At 53.1% G+C, this 18,434-nt stretch carries 18 protein-coding genes, 3 tRNA genes and 1 rRNA gene; 17 read left to right on the forward strand and 5 right to left on the reverse strand.

Annotated elements, in window-relative coordinates:
* The 12 genes from E5161_RS18940 to E5161_RS18990 form a co-directional block, all read left to right on the forward strand.
* Positions 1-164: ribosomal RNA gene (locus E5161_RS18940) — 23S ribosomal RNA — on the forward strand; the annotation flags it as partial.
* A gap of 280 nt (positions 165-444) precedes the next feature.
* Positions 445-1,902 carry an IMP dehydrogenase gene (gene guaB / locus E5161_RS18945; protein ID WP_136779459.1) on the forward strand — a complete coding sequence of 486 codons (1,458 nt, stop codon included), beginning with the start codon at positions 445-447 and terminating at the stop codon, positions 1,900-1,902.
* Between the two features lie 228 nt (positions 1,903-2,130).
* A complete protein-coding gene (locus tag E5161_RS18950) occupies positions 2,131-3,414 on the forward strand; it encodes a D-alanyl-D-alanine carboxypeptidase family protein (protein WP_136779536.1) in 1,284 nt (427 codons plus the stop codon).
* A 76-nt stretch (positions 3,415-3,490) separates the two neighbouring features.
* Complete coding sequence (gene pdxS / locus E5161_RS18955) at positions 3,491-4,372, forward strand: pyridoxal 5'-phosphate synthase lyase subunit PdxS (RefSeq protein WP_136779460.1); 882 nt, start codon at positions 3,491-3,493, stop codon at positions 4,370-4,372.
* 119 nt (positions 4,373-4,491) lie between these two features.
* Positions 4,492-5,064 carry a pyridoxal 5'-phosphate synthase glutaminase subunit PdxT gene (gene pdxT, locus E5161_RS18960; protein ID WP_136779461.1) on the forward strand — a complete coding sequence of 191 codons (573 nt, stop codon included), beginning with the start codon at positions 4,492-4,494 and terminating at the stop codon, positions 5,062-5,064.
* Positions 5,065-5,077: 13 nt separating this feature from the next.
* Positions 5,078-6,361, forward strand: coding sequence for a serine--tRNA ligase (gene serS, locus E5161_RS18965; protein ID WP_136779462.1), 1,284 nt, complete (start codon positions 5,078-5,080; stop codon positions 6,359-6,361).
* A gap of 76 nt (positions 6,362-6,437) precedes the next feature.
* Positions 6,438-6,526, forward strand: a tRNA-Ser gene (locus E5161_RS18970).
* A gap of 128 nt (positions 6,527-6,654) precedes the next feature.
* Entirely contained in the window at positions 6,655-6,999 is a 345-nt protein-coding gene (locus E5161_RS18975; RefSeq protein WP_136779463.1) for a hypothetical protein, read from the forward strand.
* A gap of 16 nt (positions 7,000-7,015) precedes the next feature.
* Entirely contained in the window at positions 7,016-7,192 is a 177-nt protein-coding gene (locus E5161_RS20910; RefSeq protein WP_169306765.1) for a hypothetical protein, read from the forward strand.
* 27 nt (positions 7,193-7,219) lie between these two features.
* Complete coding sequence (locus E5161_RS18980) at positions 7,220-7,363, forward strand: small acid-soluble spore protein P (protein ID WP_136779464.1); 144 nt, start codon at positions 7,220-7,222, stop codon at positions 7,361-7,363.
* Positions 7,364-7,463: 100 nt separating this feature from the next.
* Positions 7,464-8,372: a YitT family protein gene (locus E5161_RS18985; RefSeq protein ID WP_136779465.1), complete on the forward strand. Its 909-nt coding sequence runs from the start codon at positions 7,464-7,466 to the stop codon at positions 8,370-8,372.
* A 130-nt stretch (positions 8,373-8,502) separates the two neighbouring features.
* Positions 8,503-9,588 (forward strand): hypothetical protein, encoded by a 1,086-nt coding sequence (locus E5161_RS18990; protein WP_136779466.1) that lies wholly within the window; start codon positions 8,503-8,505, stop codon positions 9,586-9,588.
* A gap of 401 nt (positions 9,589-9,989) precedes the next feature.
* On the opposite strand, the gene E5161_RS19000 is transcribed toward E5161_RS18990, so the two are convergent.
* Positions 9,990-10,066 (reverse strand) — tRNA-Pro (locus E5161_RS19000).
* Between the two features lie 212 nt (positions 10,067-10,278).
* On the opposite strand from E5161_RS19000, the gene E5161_RS19005 reads away from it, so the two are divergent.
* From E5161_RS19005 to E5161_RS19025, 5 genes are all read left to right on the forward strand, one after another.
* Positions 10,279-11,076 carry a transporter substrate-binding domain-containing protein gene (locus E5161_RS19005; RefSeq protein WP_136779467.1) on the forward strand — a complete coding sequence of 266 codons (798 nt, stop codon included), beginning with the start codon at positions 10,279-10,281 and terminating at the stop codon, positions 11,074-11,076.
* Positions 11,077-11,154: 78 nt separating this feature from the next.
* On the forward strand, positions 11,155-11,805 hold the full coding sequence (locus E5161_RS19010) for an amino acid ABC transporter permease (RefSeq protein WP_136779468.1): 651 nt from the start codon (positions 11,155-11,157) through the stop codon (positions 11,803-11,805).
* Between the two features lie 5 nt (positions 11,806-11,810).
* Complete coding sequence (locus E5161_RS19015) at positions 11,811-12,536, forward strand: amino acid ABC transporter ATP-binding protein (protein ID WP_136779537.1); 726 nt, start codon at positions 11,811-11,813, stop codon at positions 12,534-12,536.
* Between the two features lie 103 nt (positions 12,537-12,639).
* Positions 12,640-13,041: a GntR family transcriptional regulator gene (locus E5161_RS19020; RefSeq protein WP_136779469.1), complete on the forward strand. Its 402-nt coding sequence runs from the start codon at positions 12,640-12,642 to the stop codon at positions 13,039-13,041.
* The gene (locus E5161_RS19025; protein ID WP_136779470.1) at positions 13,038-14,120 is read left to right on the forward strand and encodes a DUF1648 domain-containing protein; all 1,083 of its coding nucleotides are present in this window, start codon (positions 13,038-13,040) and stop codon (positions 14,118-14,120) included. Before E5161_RS19020 ends, E5161_RS19025 begins: the two co-directional genes overlap by 4 nt.
* Positions 14,121-14,176: 56 nt before the next feature.
* On the opposite strand, the gene E5161_RS19030 is transcribed toward E5161_RS19025, so the two are convergent.
* The 4 genes from E5161_RS19030 to E5161_RS19045 form a co-directional block, all read right to left on the reverse strand.
* Complete coding sequence (locus tag E5161_RS19030; RefSeq protein WP_136779471.1) at positions 14,177-14,896, reverse strand: YebC/PmpR family DNA-binding transcriptional regulator; 720 nt, start codon at positions 14,894-14,896, stop codon at positions 14,177-14,179.
* A gap of 122 nt (positions 14,897-15,018) precedes the next feature.
* Positions 15,019-15,095: transfer RNA gene (locus E5161_RS19035), tRNA-Arg, on the reverse strand.
* Between the two features lie 68 nt (positions 15,096-15,163).
* Positions 15,164-17,722, reverse strand: coding sequence for an ABC transporter permease (locus tag E5161_RS19040; RefSeq protein WP_136779472.1), 2,559 nt, complete (start codon positions 17,720-17,722; stop codon positions 15,164-15,166).
* Positions 17,719-18,408 (reverse strand): ABC transporter ATP-binding protein, encoded by a 690-nt coding sequence (locus tag E5161_RS19045; RefSeq protein WP_136779473.1) that lies wholly within the window; start codon positions 18,406-18,408, stop codon positions 17,719-17,721. The genes E5161_RS19040 and E5161_RS19045 overlap by 4 nt, the downstream gene beginning before the upstream one ends.
* Between the last annotated feature and the right edge of the window lie 26 nt (positions 18,409-18,434).

Here is an 18,434-nt window from a genome sequence, read left to right on the forward strand (position 1 = left end):
GCGGGAGGGATAAGCGCTGAAAGCATCTAAGCGCGAAGCCCGCCTCAAGATGAGATTTCCCAATTTAGTAAGACCCCTGGAAGAACACCAGGTTGATAGGCTCGGGGTGGAAGCGCGGCAACGCGTGCAGCTGACGAGTACTAATCGGTCGAGGGCTTATCCTAATAAGCACACAGGTATCGATGATGTTTATATCAGCAACTGTTTCGTTTCGCATCCGGTTTTCAAGGCGCAATTTTTAAACATAGGCATCCCGCGTGAATTCATCACGTGGGATGTTTTTTATTTGCGCAAACTAAGCGTTGAGGTTCCTTTCTACAAAGCAGCACAGGCGCAGTTTCCACCTTCCGCATGTCCTTGACAGCCCCCAGACGCCTCTGCTAATATTGCCTTTAATCATCGGCAGACAATCCCGGCAAGCGGCCGGTTAGGAGGGTATACACTGTGTGGCAGAACAAATTCGCCAAGGAAGGTCTCACATTCGACGACGTGCTGCTCGTTCCCCGGAAATCATCGACACTTCCGAGGGACGTCGACGTTTCCACAAGACTGAGCCCTACCATTAAGCTGAACATTCCGTTGATCAGCGCGGGCATGGACACGGTCACGGAATCGGCGTTGGCAATCGCGATCGCCAGAGAGGGCGGCATCGGTGTCATTCACAAAAACATGTCGGTCGCGCAGCAAGCGGAAGAGGTCGACCGCGTCAAAAGGTCGGAAAGCGGCGTCATCACGAACCCCTTCTCGTTGACACCGGATCACCACGTCTACGACGCGGAAGAGCTCATGGGCAAGTATCGGATCTCCGGCGTTCCAATCGTCAACGAAGAAGGCAAGCTGGTCGGGATTATCACCAATCGCGATTTGCGGTTTGTCCATGACTACTCCATTAAGATCAGCGAAGTCATGACACGCGACAATCTCGTCACCGCACCGGTGGGCACGACCCTCCAACAAGCTGAAGGGCTGCTGCAAAAACATAAGATCGAGAAGCTTCCGCTCGTGGATGAGACCAACACGCTGAAGGGCTTGATCACGATCAAGGATATCGAAAAAGCGATCCAGTTCCCGAACGCGGCCAAAGACAGTCAAGGCAGATTGCTTGTAGGTGCTGCCGTTGGCGTCTCGAAAGACACATTCGAACGCACCGAGGCAATTGTGAGCGCGGGAATCGATATGCTGGTTGTAGATTCCGCTCACGGTCACCACATGGATATCGTGACGATGGTACGAAAGCTGCGTGATACCTATCCGGACCTGCCGATCGTGGCCGGCAACGTCGCGACAGGTGAAGCTACCCGCGATTTGATCGAAGCTGGCGCCTCCATCGTAAAGGTGGGCATCGGCCCAGGTTCGATTTGCACGACCCGGATCGTAGCCGGTATCGGCGTTCCTCAAATTACGGCGATTTACGACTGCGCTTCTGTAGCGAGAGAATACAACGTTCCGATCATCGCGGACGGTGGAATTAAATTTTCCGGCGATATCACGAAGGCGATTGCTGCGGGAGCCAACGCAGTCATGTTGGGCAGCTTGCTTGCAGGGACGGAAGAAAGCCCGGGCGAGTCGGAAATTTTCCAAGGCCGCCGTTACAAATCCTATCGGGGAATGGGATCCATCGGCGCCATGAAGGAAGGCAGTAAGGACCGATATTTCCAGGAAAACGAAAGCAAACTGGTGCCTGAGGGTATTGAAGGGCGTGTGGCTTACAAAGGCCCCCTCAAGGACACCATTCACCAGCTTATCGGCGGGTTACGCTCGGGAATGGGGTACTGCGGAACCTCGACGATCGAAGAATTGAACAATGAAACCACGTTTGTACGGATTACAGGCGCTGGCCTTCGTGAAAGTCATCCACATGACGTCCAAATTACCAAGGAAGCACCGAACTATTCACTGTAGCCCCCAACACGATAAGCCGCAGGCCCGATCCGTCGCGCCTGCGGCTTTTTCATTTGGAAATAAAAACATCTTAATAAAAGCGCAAATTACTCCGTTAGACTTTATTTTAAGACGAATTCGTATGTTACAATAAAGTACGAAATTTATCGTAAAAAGGGAGAGAACGCGTTGAGCCGCCATCATTTGTTGTTCCGTCGTTTGCCTAATCTATCGAAACGGTTTCTGGCCATGATGCTTGTGCTGGGGTTGCTGTACTCCACGCTGCTCGCCGGAGTCGGAGCCGCAGAAGCCGCGCCTGCCGTCGATACTATTAATCTTCAGGGTAAAGCCGGTATTTTGATGGATGCGGAGTCGGGCCAAATCCTCTATCAAAAAGATGCGGAGACCCCTTATGCGCCGGCGAGCATGGCGAAAATGATGACGGAATATTTGGTTGAAAAGGCCGTCCAAGACGGAAAAATAAAATGGGATGAAGTCGTAACCGTGAAAGAAAATGCGGCCAAACAAATCGGCAGCCGTGTTTTTCTCGCGGTCGGCGACAAACATACAGTGAAGGAACTTTACGTAGCGATGGCCGTTGCATCCGCGAATGACGCCTCGGTGCAGCTGGCGGAGTTCATTGCCGGATCGGAAGAAGCGTTCGCGCAGCTTATGAACGAGACCGCAAAGAAACTGGGCATGAATAATTCGCATTTCATCAATGCCACCGGCCTCGATCGTGCTGATATGCCGGCGGATTACCGGCCGAAATCGATTGACGGAGAAACCAGGATGTCGGCGAAAGATTCCGCCATTTTGGCTTATCACATTTTGAAAGAGATGCCTGAGTTTTTGGACGTGGCAAAAATTCCGAGCCTGAAATTCCGGGAACGAGACACTACGGAGACGCCGAACTGGAACTGGATGCTCGAGTCCAACAAAAACGTGCCGAATTTCCGTAAGTTTGCCTATCCGGGTGTCGACGGCTTGAAGACCGGACACACGAGCAACGCGGGCAACTGCTTTACCGGAACCTCCCTTCGTAACGGCACACGTCTCATCGCGGTCGTGATGGGGGTACCGGGAGGGCTCCGCGACGGCAAACGGTTCTTGGAAACCGCGAAGCTGTTCGATTACGGCTTTAACAATTTCGGCAAGCAGACCATTGTTGAGGGCAAAGCAGCGGTCAAAGATCATGAGACGCTGAAAGTGAAAAAAGGGAAACAAACGAGCGTTCCGGTTATTACCGCGTCGGATGTGTCCATTCTTGCTCCTAAGGGAACAACAATCGAGATCACCGAAACGACAGTGAAGAGCAATCAAGAGCCGCTTATGGCACCGATTAAACAAGGCGATAAGGTCGGAACGGCAACCTTTAAGTATAATGACCCCTCCACAGGTGAAGCGAAGACGTTGACCGTGGATTTGCTGGCTGCCGAGGACGTGAAAAAGGGAAGCTGGTGGAGACTGATGTTCCGAGCGATCGGCGGCTTCTTCTCCGGGCTGTTCAACGGAGTCGTCAACCTGTTTTAATTCCGACCCGTAAGATTGCCTATTTCCATCCCTTGTTGTAAAATTTATGGTTAGTATCTTCGGGAGGCATAGAACTATGGAAACGGGAACTTCGAGAGTCAAACGCGGTATGGCGGAAATGCAAAAAGGCGGCGTCATTATGGACGTCATGAACGCCGAACAAGCCAAAATCGCAGAGGCCGCAGGCGCGACCGCCGTTATGGCGCTTGAGCGCGTGCCGGCCGATATCCGCGCTGCCGGCGGAGTAGCACGTATGGCGGATCCCACAATCGTGGAAGAAGTCATGGCGGTAGTCAGCATCCCCGTTATGGCCAAGGCGCGGATCGGACACTACGTGGAAGCGAAAGTGCTGGAAGCGCTCGGCGTCGATTACATCGACGAAAGTGAAGTGCTGACACCGGCGGATGAAGTTTTCCATATCAGCAAATCCGAGTTTACGGTACCGTTCGTATGCGGCGCCAAGGATTTGGGCGAAGCGCTTCGCCGCATTCAGGAAGGCGCATCGATGCTTCGCACGAAAGGCGAGCCGGGAACCGGCAACATCGTCGAAGCCGTTCGCCATATGCGGCTGATTATGGGTCAAATTCGCAAGGTGCAAAATTTGTCCAAGGACGAACTTTTCCATGAAGCTAAAACCCTGGGCGTACCTTACGAGCTGCTGCTTGGCGTGCACGAAACCGGGCGTTTGCCGGTCGTGAACTTCGCTGCCGGCGGCGTGGCCACTCCAGCCGACGCGGCGCTCATGATGCATCTTGGCGCGGACGGCGTGTTCGTGGGTTCCGGGATTTTCAAATCCGACAACCCGGAGAAATTCGCCCGTGCCATCGTGGAAGCGACCACGCACTATGACGATTACAGCCTCATCGCGCGCGTTTCCAAAAACTTGGGAACCCCGATGAAAGGTATCGAGATATCCAAGCTGGAAGCGTCCCAGCGCATGCAGGAGCGCGGAATCTAAGCCGCAGCGCCTGCCGAATCGCAAATTCATGCCATCGGGCGGCTTTCCGGCAGCGTTCAGCGCGCTTGACGGGGGGCCGCCCCGATTGGTTTCACTTGAAGTCGGAGGGAAGATCGGTTATGAACATCGGAGTGCTGGCGCTGCAAGGAGCGGTTGCCGAACATATCCGCAGTATCGGGTTGGCGGGCGGACAAGGTGTTGCGGTAAAGCAGCCCGAACAGCTGGATACCATCGACGGGCTCATCATTCCCGGCGGGGAGAGCACAACAATCGGCAAGTTGATGCGCAAGTACGGTTTTGTTGAAGCCATTCAGCAGTTTGCCAAAGCCGGAAAACCGCTGTTCGGTACTTGTGCAGGCTTGATCGTACTGGCGGAACGGCTGGACGGCGGGGAAGAGCCTCACCTTGGCCTGATGAATATGACCGTTGCCCGTAACGCGTTTGGACGTCAGCGTGAGAGCTTCGAGACGGACCTGGATGTGGCGGGTATCGAAACTCCTCTTCGGGCCGTATTCATCCGTGCTCCCCTGATTAAGGAAGTAGGCGGAAACGTAGAAGTACTCTCCACTTACAAAGGCGAGATTGTGGCCGCCAAGCAAGGAAACCTGCTTGCTTCGTCTTTTCATCCGGAATTGACCGACGATTACCGTTTGCACGGGCTGTTTATGGACATGGCCCGGCAAGCTCAATAAGGGGGAGCCCGACGTGTTGGATGTCAAACTGCTGCGAACCGACTATGACCGTGTGGCCCGCGCGCTTCAGAACCGCGGAGCTTCGCTGGAATTGATCGAGAAATTTCCATCGTATGATGCGGCCAGACGTGAGAAGCTGACCGAAAGCGACCAGCTCAAAAACCGACGTAACATCGTATCGCAGGAAGTGGCCAAGCTCAAAAAGAGCGGCGGCAATGCGGACGAACTGATCGCCGAGATGCGTGAAGTGAACGACCGAATCAAAGTTTTGGACGATGAGGTCAGGATTTTGGAAGCGGAAATGGACGTTATGTTGCTTTCGGTTCCGAACGTTCCGCATGAATCGGTGCCCGTCGGCGCTTCGGAGTCGGACAATATCGAGCTGCGCCGGGAAGGCACTCCCCGGAAGTTCGAGTTCGAACCGAAGCCTCATTGGGACTTGGGAGCCGAACTTGGCATTCTCGATTTCGAAGCGGCCGGCAAGGTGACCGGTTCGCGTTTTGTGTTCCTCAAAGGGCTTGGCGCTCGGCTTGAGCGGGCCTTGATCAATTTCATGATGGATCTTCATGCGGATCAGCACGGGTATGAGGAGATTTTGCCGCCGTATATCGTGAATCGCGACAGCTTGGTGGGCACGGGGCAGCTGCCCAAGTTTGCCGAGGATCTTTTCAAGCTCGAAGGTACGGACTATTTCTTGATCCCCACCGCGGAAGTGCCGGTGACCAACTTCCATCGTGAAGAAATATTGTCCGCCGGCGATTTGCCGGAACGGTTCGTGGCCTTCAGCGGATGTTTCCGTTCGGAAGCCGGCGCGGCCGGCCGGGATACCCGGGGACTGATTCGACAGCACCAATTTAACAAAATTGAGCTCGTACAGTTGGTTGCGCCTGAATCTTCATACGAAGTGCTGGAGCAATTGACCGGGCACGCCGAACGGGTGCTCCAATTGCTCGGATTGCCTTATCGTGTACTGGCGCTTTGTACCGGCGACATGGGCTTCGCTTCGGCGAAAACGTACGATCTCGAAGTGTGGATTCCGAGCGCCGGAACGTACCGGGAAATTTCCTCCTGCACCAACTTCGAAGATTTTCAAGCACGACGCGCCGGGATCCGGTATCGCCCCGAGAACGGCGCGAAGCCGGAATTCGTGCATACGCTGAACGGCTCCGGATTAGCCGTAGGCCGAACCGTAGCCGCCCTGTTGGAAAATTATCAACAAGCGGACGGCACAGTCGTGATTCCCGAGGTTCTTCGGCCGTATATGGGTGGATTAGAGGTAATCGCACCCAAGGGTTGATGCGGGTTGCCCGCATATGTTATGATTACGGGGCAGTGCCTGCCTATACAGGCTGGATACCGCTGCCCCTATACTTGGAGAGGTACCGAAGCGGTCACAACGGGGCGGTCTTGAAAACCGTTAGGGTGCAAGCCCACGTGGGTTCGAATCCCACCCTCTCCGCCATTACATACTAGAAGTCCGACGCATTGTATCGCTTCAGAGCGGTTCGATGTGTCTTTTTTATGTTCGACCGCCCCTTTGCATAAACCGTCCTGGGCGGGCCAACCTAACAGGGCGGAGGTGCACTTACCATGTCGAATGATCAGTTAAGCGTCCCACAGGATGAATTGGTGCAAGCTTGGAGGAAAGTTCTTCCTGAGCGGCTTCATGGCGGAGACCGTGCGGAAGTTTGGCCCGACGAAGCCGATCCGAAAGCGCTCCGCGTTCATATTCGCACGGCCGGGCGGCAGATGTTGGAGTTTGATTTCGCCGTGCGTTATGCCGACAGCCGGGAGATCGATATTTCTCTGACGGATGCGGAGAGAGACGGGCAGACCGTGGATGAAGGCCAGGATGTGATGCAGGCCTTGATCCATGATTACCGCCGCCATCTGCACGAGTGCGCCCAAGCTCTGCAAGATGTAACGCACGCGTAAAGGAGGCGAGTGACCCATGGCCGACGCCAACGGAATGGCCGATAAAAACTTGAGCAACGAAGTGCAGCAGCTGGCTCAAACGCCGGTAAATTCGCTCCACGCCAATCAACTCAACCAGCAGAAGAAGGACCGCCGTCATGAGAATGCCGTCAACCACGACGATCCGGTGGACCAACAGCATCCCAAATCTTAATTGGAGCTTGGAGGGGATCTTCAGCCGATGAAACCGCGAGCCGTATCCGTAGGCAGGCCAGGCGTCAGCCGCGCGCGCGACAGGGACGATAATAACGCGCCCGAGCCGCTGTCCGGGTCCAAAAAAGTGAAAAATCGCAATCATTCCCGTCACAACAACGGAGAAGGCTGACAGATGCCCGGCGAAAAGCCGGGTTTTTTCTTGCCGTGGGGCGACACGGCGATTGCTTGCTTGGTATAATGAACAGAAACACGCGAAAGGAGGCTGTCGCATGACAAGCCCGGCCAGATCGAGTGACATAGAGTTGCCCCAAGCGGTCATACGCCATCACAGGATGACACCGCTTGAAATCACGATGCGAATCGTATTCATCATTGTAGGCGCCGTGTTGGTTGGTTTCGCACTGGAAACGTTCCTGATTAACAATTCCATTGTAGACGGAGGCATTACCGGTATTTCCATCATGTCCTCCTATCTGTCCAGAATCCCGATCGGCGTTTTCTTATTCTTGTTAAACCTTCCGTTCCTCATCATCGGATACAAAACGATCGGCAAAACGTTCGCGTTGTCCACCCTTTTAGGCGTCACCGTTTTGTCCATCACCACGTCCGTACTTCATTCCTGGAAGCCGTTTACGAACGAAACCTTCCTCGCTGCCGTATTCGGCGGTATTTTACTGGGCGTAGGAACCGGGATCGTCATCCGGGCGGGAGGCTCGCTCGACGGAACGGAAATTGTGGCGATTCTGGTGAACAAGAAAACCCCTTTTTCCGTAGGCGAAACCGTTATGTTCATCAACTTCTTCATTCTCGGAAGCGCCGGCTTTGTCTATTCTCTAAATCGTGCGCTATATTCCCTCATTGCTTACTACATAGCGTTTAAAGCGATCGATCTGATTATCGAGGGATTCGACGAATCCAAGTCGGTCTGGATCATCAGCGACAATTCCAAGGAAGTCGGCAGCACGATCGTCGCCCGGCTGGGCAGAGGAGTTACTTATCTGAAAGGCGAGGGCGGTTACAGCGGGGATGATAAAACCGTCATTTTCTGCGTCATTACCCGGCTGGAGGAAGCCAAGCTGAAGTCGATCGTCAACGAGCTGGATCCCGGGGCTTTTTTGGCTGTCGGCAATATTCACGATGTGAAGGGCGGACGGTTTAAGAAGAAAGATATTCACTGATGTAAGGAAAAAATTGGTATGAAATTATAACATTAAATTAACCTAAAAAGGCTTTATGTCCCCTCAAAAGTAAGATACAATGAACGTTGTTTATCGTAATATCTTTCATTATGAGGGGAGTCATACACTCTTGGTTAAATCCAAAGTTTGGTTGTCGACGATCAGCTTGATGCTTACGGCGGCACTGTTGCTTGCTGGTTGTAACAGCAACAAATCGCCGAAAGAGGCGCTGCAATCCTCGATGACGAAGTCCGCCGAGATGAAGTCCTACAGCTTCCAAGGAAGCATGAAAGTGGAGGACTTGAAGATCCCGACGGCAGAAGGCGAGGATCCTGCCGCGACCGGCATGATCATGAGTATGCTGAAATCCGCCGATATTTCCTGGACGGGCGCATATAGAGCCGATCCGATGCAAGTGGAAATGAAGTTGAATGTAGCGCTCAAAGGCGACATGTCCATCAATGTGAACGTGCCGCTTGTGATGACGAAAGATAAAATGTGGTTCAAAATACCGAATACCCCGTTTTTCCCGGTTCCGGAAAAGCTGAAAGACAAGTTTGTTGAGGTGGACCTGAAGAAGCTGGCGGAAGAATCTGGCCAACCGCTCCCCAACTTGGATCCCGGCAAATCGCAGCAAATGGCAAACGATATGTTGGGCATCGTCTTTAAGCATGTAGACGAGAAGCAGTACTTGTCCGACGTGAAAGCAAAGGATGCAGGACTTCCGCAAGATGCAGACGTGAAACAGGTCATCCAATTTAAGCTGACCAAAGATCAAGTCGAGCCCTTCTTAAAAATGGTCATTGAGAAGATTGCACCTGAAGTGATCGATCTGTTCTCCAAAAACGAAGAATACCGCAAATTGCTGCAGCTGAAGCCTGAAGACTTGGATGCAGCCAAGAAGCAGCTCGAAACTGCCAAAGGCGAGGATTTGAGCAAGTCGATGGAAGAATTCAAGAAGACCGTAAAATCCCTTGAAGTGGTCTCGAACATCGGCATCGACAAGAAGGATTATCCGGCGTATACCGATATTCGTGCGAAAGCCGACTTCGATGTAGCAGGACAAACCGGTACGGCAGCAATCAAAGTCGTATCTGAAATGAAAGACATCAATAAAGACGTGAAATTGGAGTATCCGGACGGACCGAAAGATTCCGTGTCCATGGATGAATTCCAGCAAGAGATGGATACCGCGTTCGGCGGTTCCGGCCTCTAATTCCGTTCATATGCTTACCGCTCCCGCTGCAAATGCGGGAGCTTTTTTTATAGGAGGTTATGTGATGGACGGGGTTCGAGGATCTGCCACTGAAGAAGAACGGTGGAGCGCTAATGGAGAGCTGTCCGACCGCCATTAGGGAAATCATGTACATGTTGCGATCGGTTGCTACGGCTTGAGGTTAGGGTTTTACTTCGGAGCCAATGTTTCCGACCCGAAAGGTCTGTTAGAAGGCACTGGACGGCGGATGCGTCATGTCAAAGTAAGGACAGTACCGGAGGCTGGCACCGGCGAATTGGCAGACCTCATTCAACAGGCCTGGGTCGATGCAATGAGAGGGTAAATTTCCGCTTAAAAAGCAAAAAAATTGCGGCTCGACAGCCGCAATTCCTGATTATGTATGGTCGAGACGACAGGATTCGAACCTGCGACCTCTTGGTCCCGAACCAAGCGCTCTACCAAGCTGAGCCACGTCTCGAGGTTGCCGTTTCCGGTCAACGAATTAGATTATAGCACATCCGTTTTTAAAAGGGAAGTTACTTGAACGTATTGAATATGCGGTATTATATGGGATGCATAATTATACATTACCAGCGTGTTTATTGCAATGTAAGCGGTTAATTTTATTGCCAACATGAATGTTTCCTGTTAGAATTTAATCCATCTGATAAGCTCATGGGAGGGCAATATATGAAAAGATGGGGTCTTCTCGGACTAGCCGTTCTGCTAGTCCTGGCAATCGCCGCCTGCGGCAAGAAAGACGCGGGTGCCGGCGGCAAAGTTTACAAGTTTGCAACCGATGCGGCGTACTCGCCGATGGAAATGATGGACAAGGACAAAATTGTCGGCTTCGACGCCGATTTCCTCGATGCCGTCATGAAGGAAGCCGAACTCGATTACACGCTGACGAACACCGGATGGGATCCGATGCTCATCAGTGTGAAAGATGGCAAGGAATATGACGGGGGCATATCCTCTGTGTCGATCACGGAAGATCGAAAAAAGGATTACGATTATTCGATTCCTTACTTTGAATCCACGAACATGATCATGTCCAAGAAGGACAGCGGCGTTAAATCCGCACTCGACATCAAGGACAAGAAAGTCGCCGTTCAAACCGGAACGACGGCAGATATCATCATGAGCGAGCTGATGGGCAAAAACAACGGCAACCTCAAGCGGTTCGACAACAACACGCTGGCTTTCATGGATATGGACAAAGGCGGCGTGGACGCGGTTGTTGCCGACATCGCGATCGTGCGCGAGTACCTGAAGCAAAACCCGAACAAAAACTATGAAGGCACGCTCGACCCCGAGCACTTCTCTTCGGAGTTTTACGGCATTCTGCTGCCGAAGGGCAGCGAGCTGAAGGCGAAGCTGGATCCGGCCATCAAGAAAGTGCTGGAGAACGGCAAGTATGTGGAGATCTACAAAAAGTGGATGGGCGAAGAACCGAACGTACAGAACGTATTGAACGCAAAAGCATAACCGTTTCGCGTAAACATGCGTAGTGGCGGCCATTACGCATGTTTTTTGTCGCAATAAACGGCAGGAAGGAAGAACGAGATGAATTTTGAGCTTATTTATGAGTGGTCGGACCTGTTTTTGAAAGGAACGCTGATCACCATTGGAATATCCGTTGCCGGTATTTTGCTTGGAGCGATGCTTGGACTCGTGATAGCCCTCGGCAGAATGGCCCGGACGGTTTATGTACGATGGCCAACGGACGCGTATGTAAACTTTTTTCGCGGCACCCCTTTGCTCGTTCAAGTGCTGATTATTCACTTTGGCGTAGTCCCCGCGTTGTATGGATCCTCCAACGTTTATATTGCCGCCATTTTAGCTTTAACCCTCAATTCGGCTGCTTATTGTGCAGAGATTTACCGTGCGGGCATTCAATCGATCGACAAAGGCCAGCGGGAAGCCTCTTATTCGCTCGGTATGACGCATTTTCAAGCGATGCGTTTCGTCATTTTGCCGCAGGCCGTTAAACGAATGATTCCCGCGTTCGGCAATGAATTTATCGTCTTGGTGAAAGACTCCTCGATCGTATCGGTGATCGCCGCGCCCGAGCTGATGTACTGGGCAAGATCAATGGGCGCGGCCGCTTATAAAGTGTGGGAGCCTTATTTGACTGCAGCGCTTATTTATTTCATTCTGACGTACAGTCTGAATAAGCTATTGATTTATATAGAAAGGAAGACGGTGACGCAATGAACCCGATGATTCGAGTCAAGCAACTGTCCAAATCGTTCGGTTCCAACACCGTGCTCCGCGATATCGATCTCGAAGTGATGCCTAAAGAAGTGGTGGTGCTGATCGGTGCTTCCGGTTCCGGCAAATCGACCTTGCTCCGCTGCCTCAACGCTTTGGAGACGGCGGAAAAGGGCGAAATTTGGATAGAAGAAACACCTTTGCTGGCTAAAGATACCAATATCCCCAAGCTCAGAATGGAGATGGGGATGGTATTCCAGCAATTCAACCTGTTTCCGCACATGAAGGTTATCGATAACATCACGCTGGCACCCATTCGCGTCCGGGGCTGGACTCCCGAGCAAGCACGCGCCAAAGGGATGGAACTGCTGCGCAAGGTCGGCTTGGAAACGAAGGCGGACGCTTACCCCGCGTCGCTCTCGGGCGGCCAATCCCAGCGTGTGGCCATTGCGCGCGCGCTCGCGATGGAGCCGAAAATCATGCTGTTCGACGAACCGACGTCCGCTCTGGACCCCGAGATGGTGGGCGAGGTTCTCGCCGTCATGAAGACGCTGGCCAAGGAAGGCATGACGATGATCGTCGTGACCCACGAAATGGGTTTTGCCCGCGAGGTGGGCGACAGGATCATATTCCTCGATCAAGGCGTATTGCTTGAGCAAGGGACGCCGGAAGAAGTGTTCGGCAACCCTAGGAATGAACGAACCAAAGAATTTTTGTCCAAGGTGCTTGCTTAAATAAATGACGAAATCCCTCCTGTAGACCTTCTGCGGGAGGTTTTCTTTTGTTATTTTTCTGTTATACTTTATATATAACAGATGACACAATGGAGGGATTGATGTGTTCATCGAGATCGACATGCAGTCTGAGATTCCTCTCTATACGCAGCTTGCGGATCAATTGATTGAAGGCATTGCGTCCGGCCAGCTGAAGCCCGGTGATCCTTTGCCGTCGGTTCGCAGTCTGGGAGCCGATCTCGGTATCAATTTGCACACAGTCAATAAGGCCTATCAGACTTTGAAACAGGAAGGTTTTCTTGACATTCACCGGAAGCAGGGAGTCATCGTGCGGAGCGGCGGCATGCCGCCCATCACCGACGAATTCCTTCGCAGAATGGGCCGGCAGGTCAAGTCGTTGGCGGCAGAGGCCGCTATTCGCGGGATGAATGAAGAGGATTTCGTCCGGAAGTGCACGGAGACCTACCGCAGTACGATCAACTTCAGTGGAGGCGATGGCTCATGATAAGCTGGTTCATGTTAGGTGTCATCAATCTTGTGGTGATTCTGGCTTTGGCGCTTCATCCGTACATTGCGGCGAAAGCCGTATTGTTCGGGGTTTACGTACCGGAATCAGATCGCAGTGATCCGCTCGTAACGGGCATGAGGAGGCGGTTTGCCCTTTCGGTATTCTTCGCGGCTGTGCTCGGGGATGCGGCCGCGGCCCGGGTCGTCGTTGCATCCGGAGGATCCGACGAAGTTCTCATGCCGGTGTTGTTTGCCATTCAGATCCTGACTGTGGTGATCGCATACGTAAGGTTTCGTAAGGCGGCGCTTCAGCTGAAGAAGGATCGCGGCTGGGAATCACCGGCCCAGGCCGGAAAGCGAGTCGTGAACCTGCAGTTCCACGAAAGGTCAAAATCATTCAACAGCGCATGGTATGCCGTGCATCTCCTCATAGTAGCCGTCAGTGTGATAGGGGCCATCGTCATGTGGGACCGGATACCTGAGACGCTTGTCACCCACTACAATGGCCGATGGGAAGCTGACGGATGGTCGGAGAAGTCGACCGGATCCGTTTTCCAGTTTAATTTCATACAGCTCGGAATGATCGTCCTTTTCCTTCTTATTCATGCCACCGTCCGCCATGCCAAGCAAGTTCTCGATCCTGCCCAGCCGGAAAAATCGATGGCGCGTGAGATCCGGTTCCGCAAACAGAATGCTGTCTTCCTGTGGGCGTTAAGTTTAATGGTTGTGGCCTTGTTCTCGCTGATCCAAGGATCCATCCTCTATAATTGGAATCACGAAACGGTTATCGCTATTTCGATCATTTTTCCGGCGGCCGTCATCCTCTTCTTGATCCTGTTCATGATTTATTTATCGAAACAAGGTTGGGAAGGGCCGAACGATCCTGCTTTTTTGGAAGACAACAAGTGGAAAGCCGGCGGTCTGTTTTATTACAGCAAGGAAGATCCGGCCCTTCTTGTACCGAAACGGATCGGCCTCGGCTACACGATTAATTTTGCACATCCCATAGGCTGGGTGATCTTGGGGGTAATTCTCGCCGCGCCTCTGCTGATCGTGATCATCAGCTTGGCCAACTAAAAAAGTCTTGCCGCGAGCGCAATTCACTCCCACGCGGCAAGACTTTTGCTTAAAGATTACTCTTCCAACTCGACGTTATGGTAAACCTGCTGAACATCCTCTAAATCTTCCAGAGCATCGACGAGCTTTTCAAATTGAGCCTGCGCATCTTCCGGAAGCGTGACATACGTTTGGGGAAGCATGATGATTTCGGCTACCGTAAATTCGGTAATCCCCGCGTTGCGGAATGCTTCCTGCACAGCGTGAAACTGGTCTGGTGCGGCATATACGATGACGGCTTCCTCTTCCTCAAAGACGTCGCGCACGTCAGCATCAGCCTCAAGGAGCAGCTCTATGACGTCGTCCGCCGATTTCCCCGTGATGCCGAAAACGGCAGTCGCGTCGAACATGTAAGCGACAGATCCGTTCACACCCATACTGCCGCCGTTCTTATTAAACGCGGATCGCACGTCGGCGGCGGTACGGTTCACATTATTGGTCAGCGTATCGACGATCACCATCGAACCGTTCGGTCCGAAGCCTTCATAACGCAGTTCCGAGTAGTTGTCGTCCCCGCTGCCTTTCGCCTTCTCAAGGGCGCGGTCGATGATCGCTCTCGGCACGTTGTATGTTTTTGCGCGTTCAAGTACAACCTTAAGCGCCCGGTTGGATTCCGGATCCGGTTCGCCTTTCTTCGCGGCGACGTAGATTTCGACGCCGAACTTGGCATAGATGCGGCTCGTGTTGGCGTCCTTCGAAGCTTTTTTTGTTTTAATATTATTCCATTTGCGGCCCATGATACGCCCACTTTCGTTACAAAGTTTTCTCGGGGTCGGATAAGTTCGACACTCCTACTATCATAACATGAGTGCTGCCAAGACAAAAAGAACCGCATAAACGGTTCTCTCCTGTTTAAGTATGGCGCGCCCGATACGATTCGAACGTACGACCTGCAGTTTAGGAAACTGTCGCTCTATCCTGCTGAGCTACGGGCGCGCGGTGCGATAATCATTTTATCAGAAATTGCGTCTCGTGCAAAGTTGAAATCACTGGGAATGACGGCGTCAGGCATCTTCGCGCAGCTCTTCGATCAGATTGGCTTTGGCCATCTTGCGGAGCGGCCCTTGTACAGACAGCAGTCCGACCCCAAGTGCAAATACGCAGGCGATTAACGCGCCTCCCCAAGGGAAGACGAACGGGATACCCTCTATGCCGGTAAGCTGGCTGTAGAGGAAGTAGCTCAGACCGCCTCCCAGCAAAAGTCCCCAGAAGCCCCCGATCACGCCGAACCACGCGCCTTCGGCTGTTGCCATTCTTCGAATTTGACCCATCGTCATGCCGACCGCTTGAAGGAGACCCATCTCCCGTCGACGGAGCAGCAAGTTGGTTTGAACCGTGTTGATGATATTTAAGCTGCCGATGAGACCGATAACCGCCAGGAACCCATACACGAAAATTTGCATTTGCACGGCGAACTGACGCTGCTCTCGTTGCCGGTCCACAATGTTCACCAATTGCGCGCCGGGGATATCGGCCGTTATTTGCTCAAGAGCAATACGTACCGGTTCGGAGTCCGCTCCATCTTTCAAAGCCACTTGGACACCCATCAGCGCCGTGCCGAAAGGGTCGCCTGTGAGAGGAGGCGCGTCCAGGAGCTTCTGCATCATGTTTTTCGTCACGATGACCGTAAGAGCATCCTGTTCGTACGGCCTGTCAAAAGCGGATTCCGACAGGATGCCGAGGATTTTGACCTGTCGGGCGGTTTTCTCGTCCGTAGGATTGTCGCCCATCTGCAAAGTCAACGTGTCGCCGACCTTGTACCCCGTCAATTCGAAAACTTGCTTTTTTTTGTCGGACCTGAGGTAAGGTTTAACGGTTTGAATGAGGATGACGCCATCGCTTTCGTCCAACTTGGCCGCGTCTGCCGTTCCGGATTTCAGATAGGAAGCGGCTTTGCTCAACCTCGCATCGTCGTATAATTGCACATATGTGGAGACGGCGCGGCGTTGTTCTCCATTCCATTGGATATCGACAAAATGAATGTTCATCTTCTGCTCGAAATTTTCATTGACCATGGTGTCGGGGACGAGAGCGGAAACGACCCGCGTATTGTATCGTCCGTATACCGCTTCAACGCCAGGAAGCTGGGTGATCCGGTCTAACGTTTCCGAATTCAAGAAATCCGCCGCCTTGCCGCCTTGGGCGGTATCTTCCTGCGCGATAATACGCCCGCCGATTTCGAATGCGATTTTGTTGTTTGCCGTCGTATCGACCGTCAGCTTGAACGCTTCCTGGGTGAAGTAATGGAACACAATGAACAAAGTGACACTGACCACGATGGAAAAAGTGGTGATGCGGAATTTGGTCCGGTTACGGCGAATGTTGGTGGAAGCCATTTTTCCCTCGATCCCCAGCAAGCGAAGCGGGGAAGGCAAGCGGGCACGACGGTAGGACTCGCGGACGATGCTGCCTGCTCCTTTTACGGCATCCACCGGCGACACACGGGACGCTTTGCGGGCGGGCAGCCAAGCGGCCAAGTACACCGCGGCAATTCCGACGCCTACGCTTAAGCCCATAATCCACCAATGGAAAGTGAGCTGAAATTGCTCCATCTGCAGAATATGGAATCCGCCTTGAATCATGAGCCACAGCACCAGCCACAACGCGCCCCAGCCGAGCGCCAGGCCGAGCGGAATGCCGATTCCCGCCAGCACGGTGGCTTCCCGAAACACAAGACTGCGAATTTGACGCGGGGTGGCGCCGATCGTGCGCAATAATCCGAATTGACGGATCCGTTCCAGCACCGAAATATGAAAAGCGTTGTAGATGACGGCGATCGTTGATAATACGACCAATCCGACCAATGTGCCGAAAATTACCATGAGCGCGCGGTTTAAGCCGCTGTCCGGCGATTGGCCCATGAGCGCCAGCACCCGGGTATTCGTGCTGAAAGGATCGCCCAGCTTGGAGAATTCGTCCAAATGCGCGCCGATATCTGCCCCCGATTTCAGTGAAACGAACAGTTGATCGTGATACTCGGACTTCGCTCCGGGTGCAGGGGCGGACACCGGCAGCAGGCTGTAGGCACGAGAAGATCGCTCCATTTGCGTGAATTGCTCGTTTTTCAACAACCCGACCAAACGGTAAACATGCGGTTTCCCGTCCGCAGCGTTCAATGTGACTTGATCACCAAGCTTCGGTTTGCCGGGCAGCCGCTGGACGATCCATTCTTCCGCCGCCAGCTCGTCAGGAGATTCCGGCAGCCGGCCTGTGGAGAGATGAATCGGCGTCAGTTCGTAGGCGTCCTTGTTCACTTCATACACATAAATTTTGTATACGTCGTCCAGCTGAGTCTCCGAACCCATTCGAACAACCGCGACTTTGTCCACCAAAGCATGACCTTTCAGCTTGTCGTACAGCTTGGCCTCCGGCTTCGGGTAGCCGAAATGATATGCCCCTTGTTCATAGATTTGCTGATCCAGCATATTATCCTTGAGCGCCTGTCCCATGGTCAGGAGGGCGCTGATCAGCGCAACGGACAGCACGATGCCGAGCACCGTAAGCAGGGACCGTCGGCGCTGCTGCTTCAAATAACGCCCTGCCAGCACGCCATAGCCCCTCATACCCGTGTTCCTCCCCGAGTATCTTCAATGAGCCGTCCGTCCTGCAGCCGGATGACGCGATCGGCTTCGGCGGCCACGTTCATGTCGTGCGAGATAACGATGACCGTCTGATGAAATTGCTTCACCGCGAGCTTCAATAGCTCTAGTACTTCACGACCGTTCGCCGTGTCCAGATTGCCCGTCGGCTCGTCGGCGAGCACAATGGCGGGGCGATAAGCGAGTGCCCGTCCGATCGCGACGCGCTGCTGTTGTCCGCCGGACAGCTCGGAAGGAAGGTGTTTCCGCCGTGCGTCCAATCCGAGCGTACGGATCAGATCGTGAACATAGGCTTTGTCCGGCTGCCTATGATCGAGCAGCAGCGGCAGCTGAATGTTTTCCTCCACATTGAGCACGGGAATCAAATTATAGGATTGAAAAATAAAACCGATTTTGCGGCGGCGGAACACGGCTCTCTCTTTCTCTTTCAGCCCGTACAAATCTTCTCCGTCGATGTGGACATGTCCGGAGGTCGGCTTATCCAAGCCGCCGAGCAAATGCAGCAGCGTGCTTTTGCCGGAGCCGCTCGCGCCGACGACCGCCACGAATTCCCCTTGCCCAACGGCAAAGGATACGTCTTGTAACGCGTGGACCTGCGTACTGCCTTTACCGTATGTTTTGCCGAGTCCGTCTGCAGTAATGACGTTCATCTATCGTACCTCACCTTCAGATGGCC

The sequence above is a fragment of the Cohnella pontilimi genome, assembly GCF_005049045.1.
GTDB lineage: Bacteria > Bacillota > Bacilli > Paenibacillales > Paenibacillaceae > Cohnella > Cohnella pontilimi.